The organism is Novosphingobium pentaromativorans US6-1 (assembly GCF_000767465.1).
Taxonomy (GTDB): domain Bacteria; phylum Pseudomonadota; class Alphaproteobacteria; order Sphingomonadales; family Sphingomonadaceae; genus Novosphingobium; species Novosphingobium pentaromativorans.
This window is the reverse complement of record NZ_CP009291.1, coordinates 2,085,471-2,102,548: the sequence shown is the minus strand read 5'-3', so window position 1 is coordinate 2,102,548 and position 17,078 is coordinate 2,085,471. Positions and strand designations below refer to the sequence as shown.

Annotated in this window: 14 protein-coding genes; 6 read left to right on the top strand and 8 right to left on the bottom strand. The window is 65.9% G+C overall.

Annotated features, from left to right (window positions below):
* Positions 1-7: 7 nt before the first annotated feature.
* Genes JI59_RS09705 through JI59_RS09690 form a run of 4 tightly spaced genes read right to left on the bottom strand, consistent with a single transcriptional unit; the run spans position 8 to position 3,525 of the window.
* A complete protein-coding gene (locus JI59_RS09705) occupies positions 8-544 on the bottom strand; it encodes a GNAT family N-acetyltransferase (RefSeq protein WP_007012920.1) in 537 nt (178 codons plus the stop codon).
* 19 nt (positions 545-563) lie between these two features.
* A complete protein-coding gene (locus JI59_RS09700) occupies positions 564-1,625 on the bottom strand; it encodes a homocysteine S-methyltransferase family protein (protein WP_007012921.1) in 1,062 nt (353 codons plus the stop codon).
* The gene (metF, locus tag JI59_RS09695) at positions 1,625-2,527 is read right to left on the bottom strand and encodes a methylenetetrahydrofolate reductase [NAD(P)H] (protein WP_038575923.1); all 903 of its coding nucleotides are present in this window, start codon (positions 2,525-2,527) and stop codon (positions 1,625-1,627) included. The genes JI59_RS09700 and metF overlap by 1 nt, the downstream gene beginning before the upstream one ends.
* Positions 2,524-3,525: an ArsR/SmtB family transcription factor gene (locus JI59_RS09690; RefSeq protein ID WP_007012923.1), complete on the bottom strand. Its 1,002-nt coding sequence runs from the start codon at positions 3,523-3,525 to the stop codon at positions 2,524-2,526. Before JI59_RS09690 ends, metF begins: the two co-directional genes overlap by 4 nt.
* A gap of 168 nt (positions 3,526-3,693) precedes the next feature.
* Here JI59_RS09690 and JI59_RS27365 point away from each other — a divergent pair, with 168 nt between their 5' ends.
* From JI59_RS27365 to gltX, 4 genes are all read left to right on the top strand, one after another.
* On the top strand, positions 3,694-3,867 hold the full coding sequence (locus JI59_RS27365) for a hypothetical protein (RefSeq protein WP_007012924.1): 174 nt from the start codon (positions 3,694-3,696) through the stop codon (positions 3,865-3,867).
* Between the two features lie 179 nt (positions 3,868-4,046).
* Positions 4,047-5,750 carry an NAD+ synthase gene (locus JI59_RS09685; RefSeq protein WP_007012925.1) on the top strand — a complete coding sequence of 568 codons (1,704 nt, stop codon included), beginning with the start codon at positions 4,047-4,049 and terminating at the stop codon, positions 5,748-5,750.
* An 84-nt stretch (positions 5,751-5,834) separates the two neighbouring features.
* The gene (locus tag JI59_RS09680) at positions 5,835-6,833 is read left to right on the top strand and encodes a zinc-dependent alcohol dehydrogenase family protein (RefSeq protein ID WP_007012926.1); all 999 of its coding nucleotides are present in this window, start codon (positions 5,835-5,837) and stop codon (positions 6,831-6,833) included.
* Between the two features lie 62 nt (positions 6,834-6,895).
* Positions 6,896-8,236 (top strand): glutamate--tRNA ligase, encoded by a 1,341-nt coding sequence (gene gltX / locus JI59_RS09675; protein ID WP_007012927.1) that lies wholly within the window; start codon positions 6,896-6,898, stop codon positions 8,234-8,236.
* A gap of 42 nt (positions 8,237-8,278) precedes the next feature.
* Here the strand turns inward: gltX and JI59_RS09670 are convergent, their stop codons facing one another.
* On the bottom strand, positions 8,279-9,061 hold the full coding sequence (locus JI59_RS09670) for a 3-hydroxybutyrate dehydrogenase (RefSeq protein WP_007012928.1): 783 nt from the start codon (positions 9,059-9,061) through the stop codon (positions 8,279-8,281).
* Between the two features lie 28 nt (positions 9,062-9,089).
* On the bottom strand, positions 9,090-10,220 hold the full coding sequence (locus JI59_RS09665) for a DUF3734 domain-containing protein (RefSeq protein WP_007012929.1): 1,131 nt from the start codon (positions 10,218-10,220) through the stop codon (positions 9,090-9,092).
* Between the two features lie 161 nt (positions 10,221-10,381).
* On the opposite strand from JI59_RS09665, the gene JI59_RS09660 reads away from it, so the two are divergent.
* Positions 10,382-12,118, top strand: a complete 1,737-nt coding sequence (locus tag JI59_RS09660) for a bifunctional metallophosphatase/5'-nucleotidase (RefSeq protein WP_007012930.1) — start codon at positions 10,382-10,384, stop codon at positions 12,116-12,118.
* A 21-nt stretch (positions 12,119-12,139) separates the two neighbouring features.
* Here the strand turns inward: JI59_RS09660 and JI59_RS09655 are convergent, their stop codons facing one another.
* Together JI59_RS09655 and lgt are read right to left on the bottom strand one after the other, a co-directional pair.
* Positions 12,140-13,204, bottom strand: a complete 1,065-nt coding sequence (locus JI59_RS09655; protein WP_007012931.1) for a class I SAM-dependent methyltransferase — start codon at positions 13,202-13,204, stop codon at positions 12,140-12,142.
* Positions 13,204-14,103, bottom strand: a complete 900-nt coding sequence (gene lgt / locus JI59_RS09650; RefSeq protein WP_007012932.1) for a prolipoprotein diacylglyceryl transferase — start codon at positions 14,101-14,103, stop codon at positions 13,204-13,206. Before lgt ends, JI59_RS09655 begins: the two co-directional genes overlap by 1 nt.
* A 197-nt stretch (positions 14,104-14,300) precedes the next feature.
* Between lgt and JI59_RS09645 the strand changes: the two genes are divergently transcribed.
* Positions 14,301-17,057, top strand: coding sequence for a [protein-PII] uridylyltransferase (locus JI59_RS09645; RefSeq protein ID WP_007012933.1), 2,757 nt, complete (start codon positions 14,301-14,303; stop codon positions 17,055-17,057).
* Positions 17,058-17,078 lie beyond the last annotated feature (21 nt).

The following is a 17,078-nucleotide window of genomic DNA, read 5'->3' as shown; positions in this document are numbered from 1 at the left end:
CGTTGAATCACTGTGCCGGAACGGGCGTCAGCACGCGCGCCAGTACGAAGTCGTCATAAGTCTTGCCGCCGACATCGAAGCGGCGGGTCCCGATCGTCTCGAAGCCGTGCTTGGCATAGAACGAAAGGGCTCGGTGGTTGTCTTCCTTCACGCCGAGCAGGAGGCGCGTATGGCCCGGGGTCGCGGCTGCGACCGCCTGCATCAGGGCGCTGGCAAGCACCGTGCCCTGGTAGCGCGAGAGCATGTAGATGCGCTTGAGTTCGAGGTCGCCCTCCTGCGCCAGTTCCAGTTCCGGTGCGCAGACCATGGCGTAGCCGACGGGGGCGTGGCCCGGTTCGACTTCCGCCAGCCAAGCCTTGGCGCCCTTGGCCAGGTAGGCGCGGTAGGTCTCGGCGCTGTGCTGGTGGACGCAGTGGGAGACGATGCCGCTGCCGTCGACGATACCCGCAAAACTCTCGAGAAACGTCGCCGAACCGATGAGCGAGAGGGCCTCCGCATCGTCGGGGCCCGCCTGCCGGATGCGCCAGATGGGTATGTCGTCCATGGCCTGTGTTCCTGCCACTTCAAGCTGCCATGATGAAGGGTTCGAGACCTGCCAACCGCGTGACCGGTTCCAGTGAGGGAACCTTGCGCGGGGCCACGCCCTTCACCTGCTGCGCGATTGCCGCGATATGGGCCGGGGTGGAGCCGCAGCAGCCGCCCAGCACGTTGACCTGGCCCGCGACGGCCCACTCGCCGACAAAGCCCGCGGTCGTGTCGGGCATCTCGTCGTAGGCGCCCAGTTCGTTGGGCAGGCCGGCGTTGGGATAGATCATGATAAGCGTGTCGGCGATTTCCGACAGCGTCTTGACGTGCGGGCGCAGCTGGGTGGCGCCGAACGAGCAGTTGAGCCCGATCGTGATCGGCCTGGCATGGCGCACCGCGTGCCAGAACGCCTCGACCGTGTGGCCGGAAAGGTTGCGGCCCGAAAGGTCGGTCAGCGTCATCGACAGCATGATCGGCACTTCGCGGCCCAGCTCGGCCTCGAGCTGCTTGACCGCCATGATGCCGGCCTTGGCGTTGAGCGTGTCGAACACCGTCTCGATAAGGATGAAGTCCGCTCCGCCTTCGATGAGCGCCGCGGCCTGTTCCTTGTAGACGTCGACCAGCGTGTCCCAGTCGATCTCGCGGTATCCCGGGTCGTTGACGTCGGGGCTGAGCGACAGGGTCTTGTTGGTCGGGCCGATGGCGCCGGCCACGAAGCGCGGGCGCGAAATACCGTTTGCGGCGTCCTTGGCCTGGAACTCGTCGGCGACCTTGCGGGCGAGGCGGGCCGATTCGACGTTGATCTCGCGCACGAGATGCTCGGCGCCGTAGTCGGCCTGGCTGATGCGGTTGGCCGAGAAGGTGTTGGTCTCGGCAATGTCCGCGCCTGCCTCGAAGTAGGCGCGGTGGATCGCCTCGGGCACCTCGGGCTTGGACAGCGCGAGGATGTCGTTGTTGCCCTTCTGCTCGTGGCTCAGGCCCAGGTTACCGGCGTAGTCCGCTTCGGCGAGCTTCCAGTTCTGGATTTCGGTGCCGAAGGCGCCGTCGGTAATGAGGATGCGCTTGGCAGCCTCGGCCAGGAAAGTTTCGCGAGGCGACATCAGCCGATCTCCTTGGGGCGCAGGCCGAGAAGCTGGCAGATCGCGTAAGCCTGCTCGGCGCGGTTGAGAGTGTAGAAGTGAAAGTCGCGCACACCGCCGTCATAAAGGCGCTTGCACAAGTCGGCGGCGGCGACCGCGGCGACGAGGGCGCGCGGGCCGGGGCGATCGTCGAGACCTTCGAACATGGCCTCGAGCCAGGCGGGGATCTCGGTATTGCCCGACATGCGGCGGATCGCGGCGAAGCTGGTTACCGGCATGATGCCGGGCAGGATCGGCGCAGTGATCCCGGCGGCCAGCGCCTTGTCGAGAAAGCGGAAATAGGCGTCCGTCGAGAAGAAGAACTGGGTGATCGCGCGCGAGGCGCCTGCATCCAGCTTGCGCTTGAGGTTGTCGAGATCCGCCTCTGCATTCGCCGCGTCTGGGTGGATTTCCGGATAGGCGGCGACCGAGATGTCGAACTCGTGGCGCGCCTTGATGCCGGCGACCAGATCGGCGGCATTGGCGTAGCCTTCCGGGTGGGGCACGAAGATGCTGCCGTCGGCCGGCGGCGGATCGCCGCGCAGGGCGACGATATGGCGCACGCCCGCTTCCCAGTAGCGGTCGACGATCTCGTCGATCTGGGCCTTGCTTGCCGCAACGCAGGTAAGATGGGCGGCGGGCACCAGGTCGGTTTCGCGGATGATTCGCGAAACCGTGGCATGGGTCCGCTCACGGGTGGAACCGCCCGCGCCGTAAGTGACCGAGACGAAGCTCGGGCTGAGCGGGGCAAGCTGGGTGATCGCTTCCCAGAGCTGCGTCTCCATCTTCTCCGTCTTGGGCGGGAAGAATTCGAACGAGACGGAGATATCGCCCGGCTGCACCCCGAAGAGGGGAGCGTCAGCCGGTCGGATTGCGGCGGTCATGGGCGCGCGGCCTTTCCTTTAGCATTGTCCTGGTTCGCGGGCGCCGTGCCTGAGTTGCGGCGTCCCGTCCAGATTTTCACGGTGAGAGGATCCCCCGGCAGAGCCGCGGGCGATTCGGGCGCGAAGCCCGCGTCGGTAAGAAGGCCGAGCATCTGCTCGTCCGAAAAGCCGAGTCGCGCATGGGCGTGGCGCTCACGCAGTTCTTCGCGCTCGTGCGCGGCGAGATCGACGACGGCGATGCGTCCGCCCGGGCGGGTGACCCGTGCGGCTTCGGCCAGTACGGTCCCGGGTTCCTGAGCAAAGTGCAGCACCTGGTGGAACAGCACGGTATCGAACGCCGCTTCGGCGAAGGGCAGGGCGGTAAAGTCCCCCTGTACCAGATCGAGCTTGTCCGATGGCAAAGATTGCAAGCGGGCGCGCGCAATTCGCAACATCTCCGGGCTCTTGTCGAGCGCGGTGACGTGGCTGGCGCGGTCGGCGAGAAGCTCTGCCATGCGTCCCGTGCCGGTGCCGATGTCGAGCAGCTTGCCTGCTTTCTCGCCGTCGAGCTTGCCAAGCAGCGCGGCCTCTACCGGCTCGTCGGCGCCATGGAGCTGGCGCAGTGTATCCCACTCCTGCGCATGGCGGGCGAAGTAGGCTTCGGCGCTTGCCTCGCGCGCGGCGCGAATCGCGGCGAGGTGGCGGCGATCCTCGGCGCAGCGTGCGGAAAAGGCCGCGTCGTCGCGCTCGGCAATGGCGAGAAGGCGGGCCGCGGCGGCACCCAGCGGCGGGGCCCCGTTCTCGCTCACGGCGCTGCGCAGGAAGACCCAGCTGCCTTCCTTGCGGCGCTCGGCAAGGCCGGCATCGCACAGGATCCGGATGTGGCGCGAGACCCTCGGCTGGCTCTGCCCGAGCACCTGGGCAAGCTCGCCCACGGCAAGCTCCATGTGCGCCAGAAGACGCATGATGCGCAGGCGCGTCGGCTCCGAAAGAGCCCGCAGGAGAGGGTCGATCCGCATGGAAAAGCATATAAAGATATCTTTATATGTACGCAACCCCTAGGATTTCAGCGGGTTTTGCCCCCTCTACTTCCTATTTGCGTTGCACCATAACCTCGTCTAAAGAATGGCGCTGCAGGCTTGCCTGCAAGCGTTGGCGCCTGCGCCAAACAATGCAAGGGGATTCGCATGAAGAAGATTGCTTACGCCGTGTTCGCGTCGGCTACCGCTCTGGCTCTCGCAGCTTGCGGTTCGGAAGCTCCGACCGACGAAGGTACCGAGTCGGTTGAAACCGTTCCCGGTGAAATGATGACCGGCGACGCGACGGACGCTCCCACCGAGGAAGCTACCGAAGCGATGTAATCCGGCCGGGGGTTCGGCGCCAGCCATCCGGCTCGCCGGCCCCCAGTTGCCTTCCGCCTGCATCCCGCGGGACCAACGGAAGATCTCGTCTTCGGACGGGGAAAAGCCCTCCCATCCGGGAGGGTTTTTTATTTGCGTTCTACTTGCATGACACCTGAGGCGCGGGCATCACTTCGCCTATGCCCGATACGCTGAAGATCACCCTCGCGCAGCTCAACCAGTCGGTGGGGGACATCCCGGGCAATGCAGAGGGCGTATTGGCGGCGCGCAAGCAGGCCGCAGGGTCCGACCTGATCGTCTTTCCCGAACTGCACCTCGTCGGCTATCCGCCCGAGGACCTCATTCTCAAGCCTTCCTTGATCGAGCGGGCCGCTGCCGAACTGCAGACGCTTGCCAGGGCGAGCGCCTCGGATGGGCCGGCGATGCTGGTCGGCACGGCTATCGTTCTCGATGGAGCGCTGCACAATGCGGTTGCCCTGCTCGACCAGGGCAAGGTCGCTGCCGTCCGCCTCAAGCATGAGCTGCCCAACTACGGCACTTTCGACGAGATGCGGCTGTTCCAGCCCGGACCGCTTCCCGAACCGATGATCCTGCGCGGGACGATGATCGGCGTGCCGATCTGCGAGGACATCTGGCGGCCCGAAGTCTGCCGCCATCTGGCCGATTTCGGCGCCGAGATATTCATCTGCGTGAACGGCAGCCCTTACGAGATCAACAAGGACGCGCTGCGCATCGAAGGCGTGGCCAAGCGCCGCGCGGTCGATACCGGCCTGCCGCTCGCCTATCTCAACCGCGTCGGCGGGCAGGACGAGCTGGTCTTCGACGGGGCGAGCTTCGTCATCAATGGCGACGGCGGCCTCGCCGTCCAGTTGCGCGACTGGGAAGAGCAGGTCGTCCAGACCAACTGGACCAAGACGGCGCAGGGCTGGCGCTGCGATCGCGGACAACTGGAAACGCTCGCCGTCCATCCCGAAGACATTTACTGCGCCATGGTCCTGGCGCTGCGCGACTATGTGAATCGCAACGGCTTCCCGGGCGTCGTGCTGGGTCTGTCGGGTGGAATCGATTCGGCGACATGCGCCGCCATTGCCGTCGACGCGCTCGGGGCGGAGCGGGTCTGGGGGGTGATGATGCCTTCGCGCTTCACCAGCCAGGAAAGCCTCGACGATGCCGCGGCTTGCGCAAGGGCGCTGGGCATTCGCTATTCGGTCATGCCGATCGGCTCCGCGGTGGACGGTTTCGATGCCATGCTCGGCGAGGTTTTCGAGGGCACGAATCGCGGACTGGCAGAAGAAAACCTGCAGTCGCGGGTGCGCGGCACCGCGCTCATGGCCCTGTCCAACAAGTTCGGGCCGATGCTGATGACCACCGGCAACAAGAGCGAGATGAGCGTCGGCTACGCCACGATCTACGGCGATATGGCGGGCGGCTACAATCCGCTCAAGGACGCCTACAAGATGACCGTCTTCGCGATCTCGCGCTGGCGCAACCGGCACGTGCCGCGGATTGGCCTTGGCCCCGAAGGCCCGCTGATTCCCGAACGCATGTTCACCAAGCCGCCGACGGCCGAGCTGCGGGCGAACCAGCGCGATTCGGACAGCCTGCCGCCTTACGACATGCTCGACCCGATCCTCCTCGGCCTGGTCGAGCACGACAAGAGCGTGGAACAGGTGGTTGCCGAAGGTTTCGATCGCGCGACGGTCGAGCATGTCGAACGGCTGCTGCACCTTGCCGAATACAAGCGACGCCAGGCACCTCCGGGCGTGAAGCTGACCGCGCGCAATTTCGGCCGCGACCGTCGCTATCCGATCACCCACGCCTTCCGCAGCGGCGGTGAAGTCAGCGACGTGCCGCTGGGCACAGCGGGCAGCTCGTCGACCTGAGAATCGTCTCGGCGCTTCTGTTTCCCGGCCCCAGGGCGTAAACATCCCGTTCCGGCCACCGGGCGAGGCAGGAAGGGAACGGCGATGGACTTGATGACGGCGATGCAGATCGACGGTCCGCATCAGGCGCCGCGGCGCGTGGAGAGGCCGGTGCCGCAGCCCGGGCCGGGCGAAGTGCTGGTGAAGATCGCCGCCTGTGGTGTCTGCCGCACCGACCTGCATGTTCTCGATGGCGAAGTCGCGGCGCACTATCCGGTCATTCCGGGGCACGAGATCGTCGGGCACGTCGTCACGCTGGGAGAGGGCGTGTCGGGCTTTGCCGTCGGTGAGAGGGTCGGCATCCCCTGGCTCGGTCATAGCTGCGGGGATTGCCGCTATTGCCGGGATGGGCAGGAGAACCTGTGCGACCGGCCGCAGTTCACGGGCGCCACGCGCGACGGCGGCTATGCCACCCACGTGACAGCCGATGCCCATTTCTGCTTCGCGCTGCCCGAGCGCTTTTCCGACGTGGAGGCCGCCCCGCTCCTGTGTGCGGGCCTGATCGGCTGGCGGGCCCTGCGCCTTGCCGGGCAGGCCCCGGTGATCGGGCTCTACGGTTTCGGTGCGGCGGCGCATATCCTTGCCCAGATCGCGGTGTGGCAGGGACGGCGTGTTCACGCCTTCACGCGCGATGACGATCTCGAAGGCCAGACCTTCGCCCGCTCGCTCGGCTGCGTGTGGGCCGGTGGATCGAGCGAAGCGCCCCCGGAAGAACTCGACGCCGCCCTGATCTTCGCGCCGGTGGGCGAACTGGTGCCGCTTGCGCTCAAGGCCGTGCGCAAGGGCGGGCGGGTCGTGTGCGCGGGCATCCACATGAGCGACATCCCTTCGTTCCCTTACGCCGACCTGTGGGGCGAACGGCACATCCTCTCGGTCGCCAACCTGACCCGGGAGGATGGCACGAGCTTCTTCGAAGCCGCGCAGCGCGCCGACCTGCGCATCGCCACCCAGACCTTCCCGCTCGACCAGGCGGCAGAGGCGCTGGCGGCGCTGCGTGCCGGCACAGTCCAGGGGGCGGCCGTTCTCCTGCCGAGTGGCGGGTGATCCAAGGCAAGAGCGAACTGTCCCTTTGACGCCGCGCACCGCGCGCCGTAATCGCAGCGGCCATGACGGTCACCACGCGCTTCGCTCCTTCGCCCACCGGGCACCTGCATGTCGGCAATATCCGCACGGCGCTGCATAACTGGCTGCTGGCCGAGCAGGCGGGAGGACGCTTCGTGCTGCGCATCGACGATACCGATGCCGCACGCAGCCGCGAGGAGTACGTCGAGGCGATTCGCGCCGACCTCGCCTGGCTCGGGATCCACCCGGAGGGCGAGGAGCGCCAGTCTGCCCGCTTCGCGCTTTATGAGCGCGAGTTCGAGCGGCTCAAAGCCGCAGGGCGGGTCTATCCCTGCTGGGAAAGTCCGCAGGAACTGGAACTCAAGCGCAAGGTCCTGCTCGGCCGGGGGTTGCCGCCGATCTATGACCGGGCGGCGCTGAACCTCGGTGAAGAGGAAAAGGCGGCGAAAATCGCGGCGGGCGAAATGCCGCACTGGCGTTTCCTGCTCGACCGCGAAAGCGCGATCGCGTGGGAGGACGGCATTCGCGGTCCCCAGCACTTCGATCCGGCGCAGATGTCGGACCCGGTGATCCGCCGCGCCGATGGGTCATGGCTCTACATGTTGCCTTCGGCCATCGACGACGTTGACATGGGCGTGACCGACATCCTGCGCGGTGAGGATCACGTGTCGAACACCGCCGCCCAAGTCCAGATGTTCGAAGCACTGGGCGCCGCGCCGCCGCGTTTCGCGCACGAGGCGCTGCTGGTCGGTACCGAGGGCAAGCTGTCCAAGCGGCTTGGCTCGCTGGGCGTCGCGCATTTCCGCGAGGCGGGCATCGAGCCGCAGGCCGTCGTTGCCCTGTTGGGGCGTCTCGGGACCTCGGACCCGGTCGATCCCGCGCTGGACGGGCCGGCGCTCGCGGAAAGTTTCGACTTGTCCCGTTTCGGCCGAGCGCCTGCGCGCTTCGACGAGGCGGAACTGGAACGCATCAACGCCGCCATCGTCCATGTCATGCCTTACGAGGCCGCCGCGGGTCGCTTGCCGGAGGGCATGGACGCCGCGGCCTGGGAAACGGTGCGGCCCAACCTCTCGCACGTTCATGAGGCGGCGGACTGGTGGCAGGTCGTGACCGGCCCGGTCGAGGCGCCTGCATTCGACGACGAGGCGAAGGCCTACCTTGCGCAGGCGGCGCAGACGCTGGCGGCGATGGACTGGCAGATCGATGCCTGGAAGGCGCTGACCGGCGCGCTCAAGGATGCAACCGGGCGCAAGGGCAAGGCGCTGTTCCTGCCGCTGCGCCAGGCGCTGACCGGGCGCGAGCATGGGCCGGACATGGCCGCCCTGCTGCCCCTGATAGGGCGGGATGCGGCGCTTGAACGTCTAGTGACTGCCTCGCAGGGCTGAGCGCCCCGCGAGGAAATCGGCCTGTAAGGCGGCGTCAGGCCCTCATTCCATGCACCAGCCGTGGCTGGCGATCAGCGACTGGCCGGTGAGCGCATTGGTTTCGAAGGCAGCGAAGAACAGCGCCACTTCGGCGATGTCCTCGACCGTGGTGAACTCTGTGTCGACGGTCTGGCCGAGCATGACCTTGCTGACGACTTCCTCTTCGGAAATGCCCAGTTCCTTGGCCTGTTCGGGGATCTGCTTGTCGACCAGCGGGGTCTTCACGAAGCCCGGGCAGATCACGTTGGTGCGCACGCCCTTCTTGCCGCCTTCCTTGGCGATCACCCGCGAAAGGCCGAGCAGGCCATGCTTGGCGGTGACGTAGGCGGACTTGAGCGGGCTCGCTTCCTTGGAGTGGACCGAGCCCATGAAGATGATCGAGCCGGACTTTTGCCGGTACATGTGCGGGATCACCGCCTTGGAAGTCAGGAATGCGCCGTCGAGGTGAATGGCGAGCATCTTCTTCCAGTCGGCGAAGGCGAATTCCTCGATCGGGTTGACGATCTGGATTCCCGCGTTGGACACGAGGACATCAACCGTGCCCCAGGCATCGACGACCTTGGCGACGCCATCGTTGACCTGTTCCTCGCTGGTTACGTCCATGGCCAGGGCCATCGCCTCGACGGAGAACTTCTCGCGGATGTCCGAAGCAGCCTTCTCTGCCGCATCGATGTTGAGATCGGCAATCGCCACCTTGCCGCCCTCGGCGGCGTAGCGGTGCGCGATGGCATTGCCGATCCCGCTCGCCGCGCCGGTGACGATGCAGACCTTGTCCTTCAGCTTCATATACCTGCTCCTGCTCTCTTTCGGATGCTCAGCGGCAATCGCTGGCGAGGTCGAACGTAATGATCTCATCGGGCCGCAGGCGGCGGCCCGTCCAGTCCGGATGATCGAGCGAGTGGATCGCGTCCGCCTTGCCCGCGTCCCAGTGCTCGTTAACCGTCATGCGCGAGAACTCGTAGTCCTTCGAATTGGATTCGTATGGTTTTCCGCGATTGATCAGGTGCATCACCGCAACCGGCCCGGCCGGGCGGCACGAAAGCAGCGCGGCAAGATCGGGGTCGTCCTGGAACTCCTCGGGCAGCCGGTCGGCCAGGCGATGCGCCGCCGCGCGCAAGGCATGAAGCCGGCGTGAAACGTCGGTGTTGAGGCGGGTGCGACTGGAGTAGCGGATGTCCTTCTCGCGCTGGGCGACGTCGGCCATCGTGCGCGGCTCTTCCCCGCGAGAGCTGAACAGGTCAACCTGGAACACCGTCATCTCGCACTGGCTGCGGTTGTCGAGCACGTATTGCAGCGGGGTGTTGGAAACGAGGCCGCCGTCCCAGTACCATTCGCCGTCGATCTGGACCGGCGGGAAACCGGGGGGAAGCGCGCCGCTGGCCATGACGTGTTCCGGGCCGATCGTGCGTTCGCGATTGTCGAAATAGGCGAAGTTGCCATTGAGCACGTTCACTGCACCGACGCTGAAATGGGTCTCGCAGCGGTTGATCCGCTCGAAATCGACAAGTTCGAGCAAGGTCGCACGCAAGGGCGCGGTGTCGTAGTAGCTGAGCGAATCGAGCTCCGCCGGCCATTCCGGGTTGAGCGGCGGGAACAGGCGCGGATTGTAGAAGCCGGGAATGCCGACGGTCGCGGCAAGGAAGGCCGAGGCTTCGTTGAAGGCGCGGCGGGCGAAGCCGATGCGCTCGTCCAGATGGAATTGCAATTCCGAGGAGACCAGGTCCCAGAAACGACGCAGCTGCGGCAAGCGGTCTTCGGGCGCATTTCCGGCGATGATCGCGGCATTGATCGCGCCGATCGAGATTCCCGCGATCCAGTCCGGCGCCGCGCCGTGTTCGGCCAGAGCTTCGAACACGCCGGCCTGGTAGGCGCCGAGTGCGCCGCCTCCCTGCAGGACGAGTACGGTTTGCGTGTCGCCATCAGGCGCGTGGCTATGGGCATTCATGGCAGGGTCCTGCTCATGGGAATGTTGCACTGCAGCAGGTGGGGGCGCATCGGGCGCCTTGCAACCCCTGCCTGCAAAGAATCGGAGATGCCGCGATCGTGGCCCCCGTTCGCGTGTCTTCGTCTTGCCGCCGTCATGTTCAGGCGAGATAAGCCGCTTCCATGAAACGCTTACTTTCCCTTGCCCTGCTTGGTCTGCTGGCGGCCTGCACTACCCCCCAGGCGATAGACCAGACGGCCGCGCCCGTTGAAGTGGGGATCATCGCCATCAACGATTTCCACGGCGCGCTTGAGCCGCCGAAGGCTTCCGTCGGGGCGCCGGACGGGAAGGGCGGCACGGTCGCGGTGCCGGCAGGCGGGGCGGCATGGCTCGCCTCGGCCGTCGATTCGCTCAAGGCCGAGCATCCCAACAATGTGGTCGTGGCAGCCGGCGACCTGACCAGCGCTTCGCAGCTTGCCTCCTCGCTGCATCTCGACGAGCCTGCGGTCGGCGTGATGAACCGCATCGGGCTCGAGTTCAACGCGGTCGGCAACCACGAATTCGACCGCGGCTGGAATGAACTGCAGCGCCTGCAGGATGGCGGCTGCGAGAAATACACGCGGCTCCAGCCTTGCCAGCTCGAACAGTTCAAGGGCGCAGGCTACCGGTATCTCGCGGCCAGCACATACAAGCCCGACGGTTCGACGCTGTTTCCTGCCACGGGGATGAAGACCTTCGGTTCGGGCGCCAGCAAGGTGACAATCGGTTTCATCGGCCTCTCGCTGCGCGAAGTGCCCACGCTGGTCGCGCCAGAGCAGATCCGGGGACTGATCTTCGGGGACGAGGCCGAGGCGATCAACCGAGAGGTGCCTCGCCTCAAGGCAGCGGGGGCCGATGCCATCGTCGTGCTGATCCATCAGGGCGGCAAGACGACCGGCGAATCCGATCCCAATGGCTGCGAGGGGCTGAACGGCGGCATCCTGCCGATCCTTGCCAGGATCGATCCGCGCGTCGACGTCGTCGTCTCGGGCCACACCCACTGGGCCTATGTGTGCAATTACGGAGAAATCGATCCGTCGCGGCCGATCCTGCTGACGAGCGCGAATGTCTACGGCAAGGCGGTGACCGACATCACGCTTACCATCGACCCTGCAAGCCATCGCGTTCTCGCCAAGAAGGCGCACAACGTCATCGTCCAGTCGCAGGCCTATTCCAGCGGGCGCGGCGCCGTCGCCAATACGGCGCTCTATCCCGCGTTCCGGCCGCGCGCCGACGTCAGCGCCTATGTCGCGCGCTATGTCGAGGATGCACAGGCGCAAGTCTCGCGGCCCGTGGGGCGCTTGTCGGGGCCGGCCTCGAAGGCGGCGAACGAGGGCATGACCGGCGGTTCGCTGGGCAACCTGATCGCCGATGCACAGCTTGCCGCCAGCCGTGAGGCCGGGGCGCAGATCGCCTTCACCAACCCCTTCGGCATCCGCGCGCCGATCGATCCGGGAGCGGGCGGAGAAGTGACCTTCGGGCAGATCTATGCGGTCCAGCCCTTCAACAATACCCTGGTGACGATGACGTTGACCGGCTCGCAAGTGCGCGATGCGATCGAGGACGGGCTGAGCCGGGCGAAAGTCCAGCAGGTACTCGCTCCTTCCGCAAACGTGCACTTTACCTACGACTTGGGGCGTCCTGCGGGTGAGCGCCTGCGGACCTTGACGATCGGCGGCAAGCCTTTCGATCTGCAGGCCGACTACCGTGTGACCGTGAATAACTTCCTGGCCGAGGGCGGCGACGGCTTCGTCACTTTCACCAGTGGCAGGGATGTCCGCAAGGGCATGGTCGATACCGATGCCTTCCAGCAGTGGATCGGAGCGGTTCCGGTGCGGCAGGTGCCGCAGGAGCAGCGGGCAATCGAACGCAGGAACTGACCGATATCAGTCTCGGCGCGGTCAGAACCCTGCGCCGAGCGGCCATTCCGGCGCACCGATGCCCATGACCTTGAACAGCGAGCCCATCTGGTCCTCGGCAACCAGGCGGTGCATCGCCGACTGTATCGCCTCTGCATGCTGCGGGGCGACCCTGGCCAGGCTCTGCGCCCGCGCCTCGATCCCCAGCGCGCGCAGCCAGTGGCCTTGCGTGACGGTGCCGAGGTGCCGCACGCCGCGCGCCTGCACGACATTGGCCATGGCTGCAAAGTCCACATGCGCCGTGAGGTCGGCCTCGCCCGGCATGGCGAAGGGATCGACCATCTTGTGTTCGCGCAGCGCCTGCAGGGTCGAGCCGGTGCGCGGCTCGTCGTATCCGTAGTCGATCAGCAGGGCTGCGCCGCCTTGCGCCAGCAGCCTGCCCGAAATCTCGTAAGTGACCGAGGCCGCGCCCGGGCAGGTCTCGATCAGGGTGCCGTCCTCGGCCTCGCGCCGCGCCTCTGGAATCGCGGCGTCCATCGGCTTGTCCCCCGCGACCGGGATGAAGCGTTCGTCGGCGTCGAGGCCGACCATGCGCTCGCGCCAGCCCTGCGCGGTCTTGACCAGCTGTCGGATCGGCAGTGCATCGAGGAATTCGTTGCCCACGATCAGCAGCGGGCCGCGCGCAGGCAGGGTGGACATGTCGTGATGCCACTGCGCCTGCGGCACCGCGGCAAGCTGGATGTCCTTGAGCGCGGCCGAACTCTCGACGAAGTGAACCTTGGGTTCGAGGCCGTACTTCTTCATGGCCCTGAGCGCATCGCGCGCCAGCGTGCCGCGGCCGGGGCCGAGTTCGACGTAGTGGACCTTGTCGCTGCGTCCGGCGCGTATCCACATGTCGGCCAGCCACAGGCCGATGAGCTCGCCGAACATCTGGCTGATTTCGGGCGCGGTGATGAAGTCGCCCGCACTGCCCAGCGGGTCCTTGCCCGAGTAGTAGCGCGCATTCGATTCGCCCATGTAGTGCATGAGCGTGATCGGGCCGTAATTGGCGATCAGCCGCCGGAATATCGCATCCAGCGGGTCACGGTTGTCCTCGATGCCGGCCATCAGGCGGTGGCGGGCCTGCCGCTGGCAAGCGCCGGCTTGGCGATGGCGCGGGCGATCATGAACAGGCCCAGCAGGATCAGCGGGATCGTCAGCCACTGACCCATCGAAAGCCCGGTTTCCCGCGCGAAGTCCTCAAGCTGGGCATCGGGTTCGCGGAAGAACTCGACGAAGAAACGGGCGCAGCCGATGCCGACGGTAAATACGCCCACCAGCAGGCCGGGACGGAAGCGTGCGCGCGTTTTCCAGTAGAGGGTGAGCATGATGACGATCATCAGCAGGCCCTCCAGCCCGGCTTCGTAAAGCTGGCTGGGGTGGCGCGGGAGCTGGTCCGGCGCATCGGGGAAGACCATCGCCCAGGGCAGGTTCGGATTGGTGACCACGCGGCCCCAGAGTTCGCCGTTCACGAAATTGGCCAGGCGCCCGAACATCATGCCGAAGGGGACACATACCGAAAGGTAGTCTGCCACCCGCACGAAATTCAGTCCGCCGCGCCAGGAAACCCAGGCCATCGCCAGCAGCACGCCGATCAGGCCGCCGTGGAAGCTCATCCCGCCGTGCCACAGCGAAAGCAGTTCGGCAGGATGGGCCCAAAGGCTGGGAATGCCGGTGTTTCCGCCGGTATAGAACGTGGCGTAGCCCAGCCTGCCGCCCAGGATGATGCCGAGCGTGCAGTAGAAGAACAGGTCGTCGGCATGGCGCTGTGCCAGCGGCGCGCCCGGTGACTTGATCATGCGCGAGAGGTGCCAGTAGCCCAGCACGATGCCGGCCAGATAGGCGAGCGAGTACCAGCGAAGCTCGAAGCTGCCGATCCGGAAAAGGTAGTTCTTCAGGCCCAGGTCGACCCAGTGAATCGGTTCGTGTGCCTGAGCGGCAGCAGCGGCAAGGGTAAGCAGGGACAAGCGTTCGACCTCGTGTTTTTGCGTTACCGTGTCCGCCGGGACCGGCGGCTGCTTGGCGGCCTTCTGGCATAGAGGGAGGGGCGAAGATAGCCGGGTTTTGCCGGTTCATCGCGAAAATGCCGCCGGTGCGGCGCGAATGCGAAGAATGGCGAGAGCGGGTTTCCCTTGCGCCTCGCGGCGTCTAGAAGTCCAGAGATATGAGCGTCATCCGCATTCCCTCTCCGCGTTCCGTCATCGACCGTCGTGCCCTGGTCCTCGCCATCGACAAGCTCGTCGACGAGTCCGGCCACACCAAGGCGCGCCGTGCCATCGTCGATGTGCTGCGCGGTGCGCTGGATTCGGGGCGCGCGGAAATTGCCGAACGGCTGACCAGCAAGCCTTCCGCCGGGCACGACGTGGCCGAGGCGCAGGCCTTCCTGGTCGACCAGCTCATGCGGGTGATTCACGATCACGTGGTCGACAATGTCTATCCGGTCAGCAACCGCTCGCGCGGGGAGCGCCTGACGATCATGGCCGTGGGTGGCTATGGCCGCGGTGAAATGGCGCCGCATTCGGACGTCGACATCGCCTTCCTCACCCCGATCAAGCAGACGCCGTGGTGCGAGCAGGTGATCGAGGCGATGCTCTATTTCCTCTGGGACCTGGGCCTCAAGATCGGGCACTCGAGTCGCTCGCTCGACGAGATGGTGAAGATGAGCCGCTCGGACCTGACGATCCGAACGGCGATGCTGGAAGGGCGCTACGTCTGGGGCGACCAGGACCTATACGAGGAAGCGCGCCAACGCTTCTGGAGCGATGTGGTTTCCGGCACCGAACGCCAGTTCGTGGTGGAGAAGCTGGCCGAGCGCGAAGAACGGCACAAGCGCATGGGCGACAGCCGTTACGTGGTCGAGCCCAACGTCAAGGAAGGCAAGGGCTCGCTGCGCGACCTGCACACGCTTTACTGGATCGGCAAGTACATCCACAAGGTGCGCGACCCGTCCGAACTGGTGCAGGTCGGCTTGCTTACGTCCAAGGAATACAAGGCGTTCCGCCGCGCCGAGAACTTCTTCTGGGCGGTGCGCTGCCATCTGCACACGATCACCAAGCGGGCCGAGGATCGCCTGACCTTCGACATGCAGCGCGAGGTTGCGGCGCGGATGAACTATGCCGACCGGCCCGGCAAGAGCGCGGTCGAGCGCTTCATGCACTTCTTCTTCCTGCAGGCGAAAGTCGTCGGCAACCTGACCGGGGTGTTCCTCGCCCAGCTCGACGAGCAGTTCGCGCGCAAGCAGCCGCGCGGCCTGCTGGCCGGGTTTCGCGCCAAGCCCCGCACGCTCAAGGGCTACAAGGTCTTCGGCGGGCGCATCAAGGCGCCGAGCGACGACTGGTTCGAAAGCGATCCGGTGCGCATGCTCGAGATCTTCGTGCTGGCCGACAAGGAAGGCCTGGAAATCCATCCCGAGACGATGCGGCTAATTTCGCGCGATGCCGTGTTGATCAAGGGAGACGTGCGCCGCGACAAGCGCGCCAACGAGCTGTTCATGGAACTGCTCACCAGTCGCAACAATCCCGAAATCTCCTTGCGCGCCTTCAACGAAGCCGGCGTGTTCGGCCGGTTCGTTACAGAGTTCGGACGCGTCAATGCGCAGATGCAGTTCGACATGTACCACCACTATACGGTGGACGAGCATACGATCCGGGCAATCGGCCTGCTCTCGCGGGTCGAGAAGGGCGAGCTGAAGAACGATCACCCGCTGGCGCACGACATCGTCCACAAGGTCCGTTCACGCCGCGCGCTCTATGCCTCGGTCTTGCTGCATGATATCGCCAAGGGCCGGGGCGGGGACCATTCAGTGCTGGGCGCCGAGATCGCGCTCAAGCTGTGTCCGCGCTTCGGGCTCGACGAGGATGAGACGGAGCTGGTGAGCTGGCTGGTGCGCCAGCACCTGCTGCTTTCGGCCACTGCCTTCAAGCGCGACCTCTCGGACGCCAAGACGATCACCGATTTCGTGCAGGTCGTGCAGTCGCTCGACCGCTTGCGCCAGCTGACGATGCTGACCATCGTCGATATCCGCGCCGTCGGCCCCGGAACCTGGAACAGCTGGAAACGCCAGCTTATCGGCGAACTCTATGCCGCCACCGAGGAGCGCTTGCGTCTCGGCCACGCCGAATTCGGCCGCGAGAAGCGCATTGCCGCAAAGAAGGCCGCGGTCGAGGCGCTGGAACCGGCCAATGCCGCGCTTATCGAGAAAGTCGGCGCCAAGTTCGTCGATTCCTACTGGATCGCCGAGAGCGAGGACGTCATCGCCAAGAACCTCGCCCAGCTCGAGGCGGCCGAGGCGCTGGGGCATGCGCTCTCGATCCATACCGAATACTACCAGGCGCATGGCGCGACGCTCGTCACCGTCATCGCCTCGGACCATCCGGGGCTGTTCTATCGCATCGCGGGCGGCATTCACCTGGCCGGCGGCAACATCATCGATGCGCGCATCCACACCACGCGCACCGGGCGCGCGGTCGACAACTTCCTGGTGCAGGACCCGCTGGGCCGGCCGTTCATGGAGGAAAGTCAGCTCGAAAGGCTGCGCACCTCCATCGAGAACGCCTTGGCCAACCGGATCAAGATCCTGCCGCAACTGGTCGCCAAGCCCGATGCCCGGCCGCGCGCCGATGCCTTCGAGGTGCGCCCGCGGGTGATCTTCGACAACAAGGCCTCGAACCGCTTCACCGTCGTCGAGGTCAATGCGAGGGATCGTCCGGCCCTGCTCAACCGGCTGGCCCACGCCCTCTTCGAATCGAAGCTGATGGTCTATTCGGCCCATGTCGCCACGTATGGCGAGCGCGCGGCCGACACGTTCTACGTCACCGACCTGCTGGGCGAGAAGCTGACCGCGACCAGCCGACTCAAGGCGCTGGAACGCCGCCTGCTCGACGCAGCCAGCGAGCGAACGGTAGAGGAAGTCGCCGCCTAGCGGGCCTTGCAGCCCGCGCGG

What these genes read in the sequence shown, in the direction of transcription:
- JI59_RS09705 (WP_007012920.1), bottom strand. Translation starts at nt 544, where the DNA reads ATGGACGACATACCCATCTGGCGCATCCGGCAGGCGGGCCCCGACGAT.
- JI59_RS09700 (WP_007012921.1), bottom strand. Translation starts at nt 1,625, where the DNA reads ATGTCGCCTCGCGAAACTTTCCTGGCCGAGGCTGCCAAGCGCATCCTC.
- metF (WP_038575923.1), bottom strand. Translation starts at nt 2,527, where the DNA reads ATGACCGCCGCAATCCGACCGGCTGACGCTCCCCTCTTCGGGGTGCAG.
- JI59_RS09690 (WP_007012923.1), bottom strand. Translation starts at nt 3,525, where the DNA reads ATGCGGATCGACCCTCTCCTGCGGGCTCTTTCGGAGCCGACGCGCCTG.
- JI59_RS27365 (WP_007012924.1), top strand. Translation starts at nt 3,694, where the DNA reads ATGAAGAAGATTGCTTACGCCGTGTTCGCGTCGGCTACCGCTCTGGCT.
- JI59_RS09685 (WP_007012925.1), top strand. Translation starts at nt 4,047, where the DNA reads ATGCCCGATACGCTGAAGATCACCCTCGCGCAGCTCAACCAGTCGGTG.
- JI59_RS09680 (WP_007012926.1), top strand. Translation starts at nt 5,835, where the DNA reads ATGGACTTGATGACGGCGATGCAGATCGACGGTCCGCATCAGGCGCCG.
- gltX (WP_007012927.1), top strand. Translation starts at nt 6,896, where the DNA reads ATGACGGTCACCACGCGCTTCGCTCCTTCGCCCACCGGGCACCTGCAT.
- JI59_RS09670 (WP_007012928.1), bottom strand. Translation starts at nt 9,061, where the DNA reads ATGAAGCTGAAGGACAAGGTCTGCATCGTCACCGGCGCGGCGAGCGGG.
- JI59_RS09665 (WP_007012929.1), bottom strand. Translation starts at nt 10,220, where the DNA reads ATGAATGCCCATAGCCACGCGCCTGATGGCGACACGCAAACCGTACTC.
- JI59_RS09660 (WP_007012930.1), top strand. Translation starts at nt 10,382, where the DNA reads ATGAAACGCTTACTTTCCCTTGCCCTGCTTGGTCTGCTGGCGGCCTGC.
- JI59_RS09655 (WP_007012931.1), bottom strand. Translation starts at nt 13,204, where the DNA reads ATGGCCGGCATCGAGGACAACCGTGACCCGCTGGATGCGATATTCCGG.
- JI59_RS09645 (WP_007012933.1), top strand. Translation starts at nt 14,301, where the DNA reads ATGAGCGTCATCCGCATTCCCTCTCCGCGTTCCGTCATCGACCGTCGT.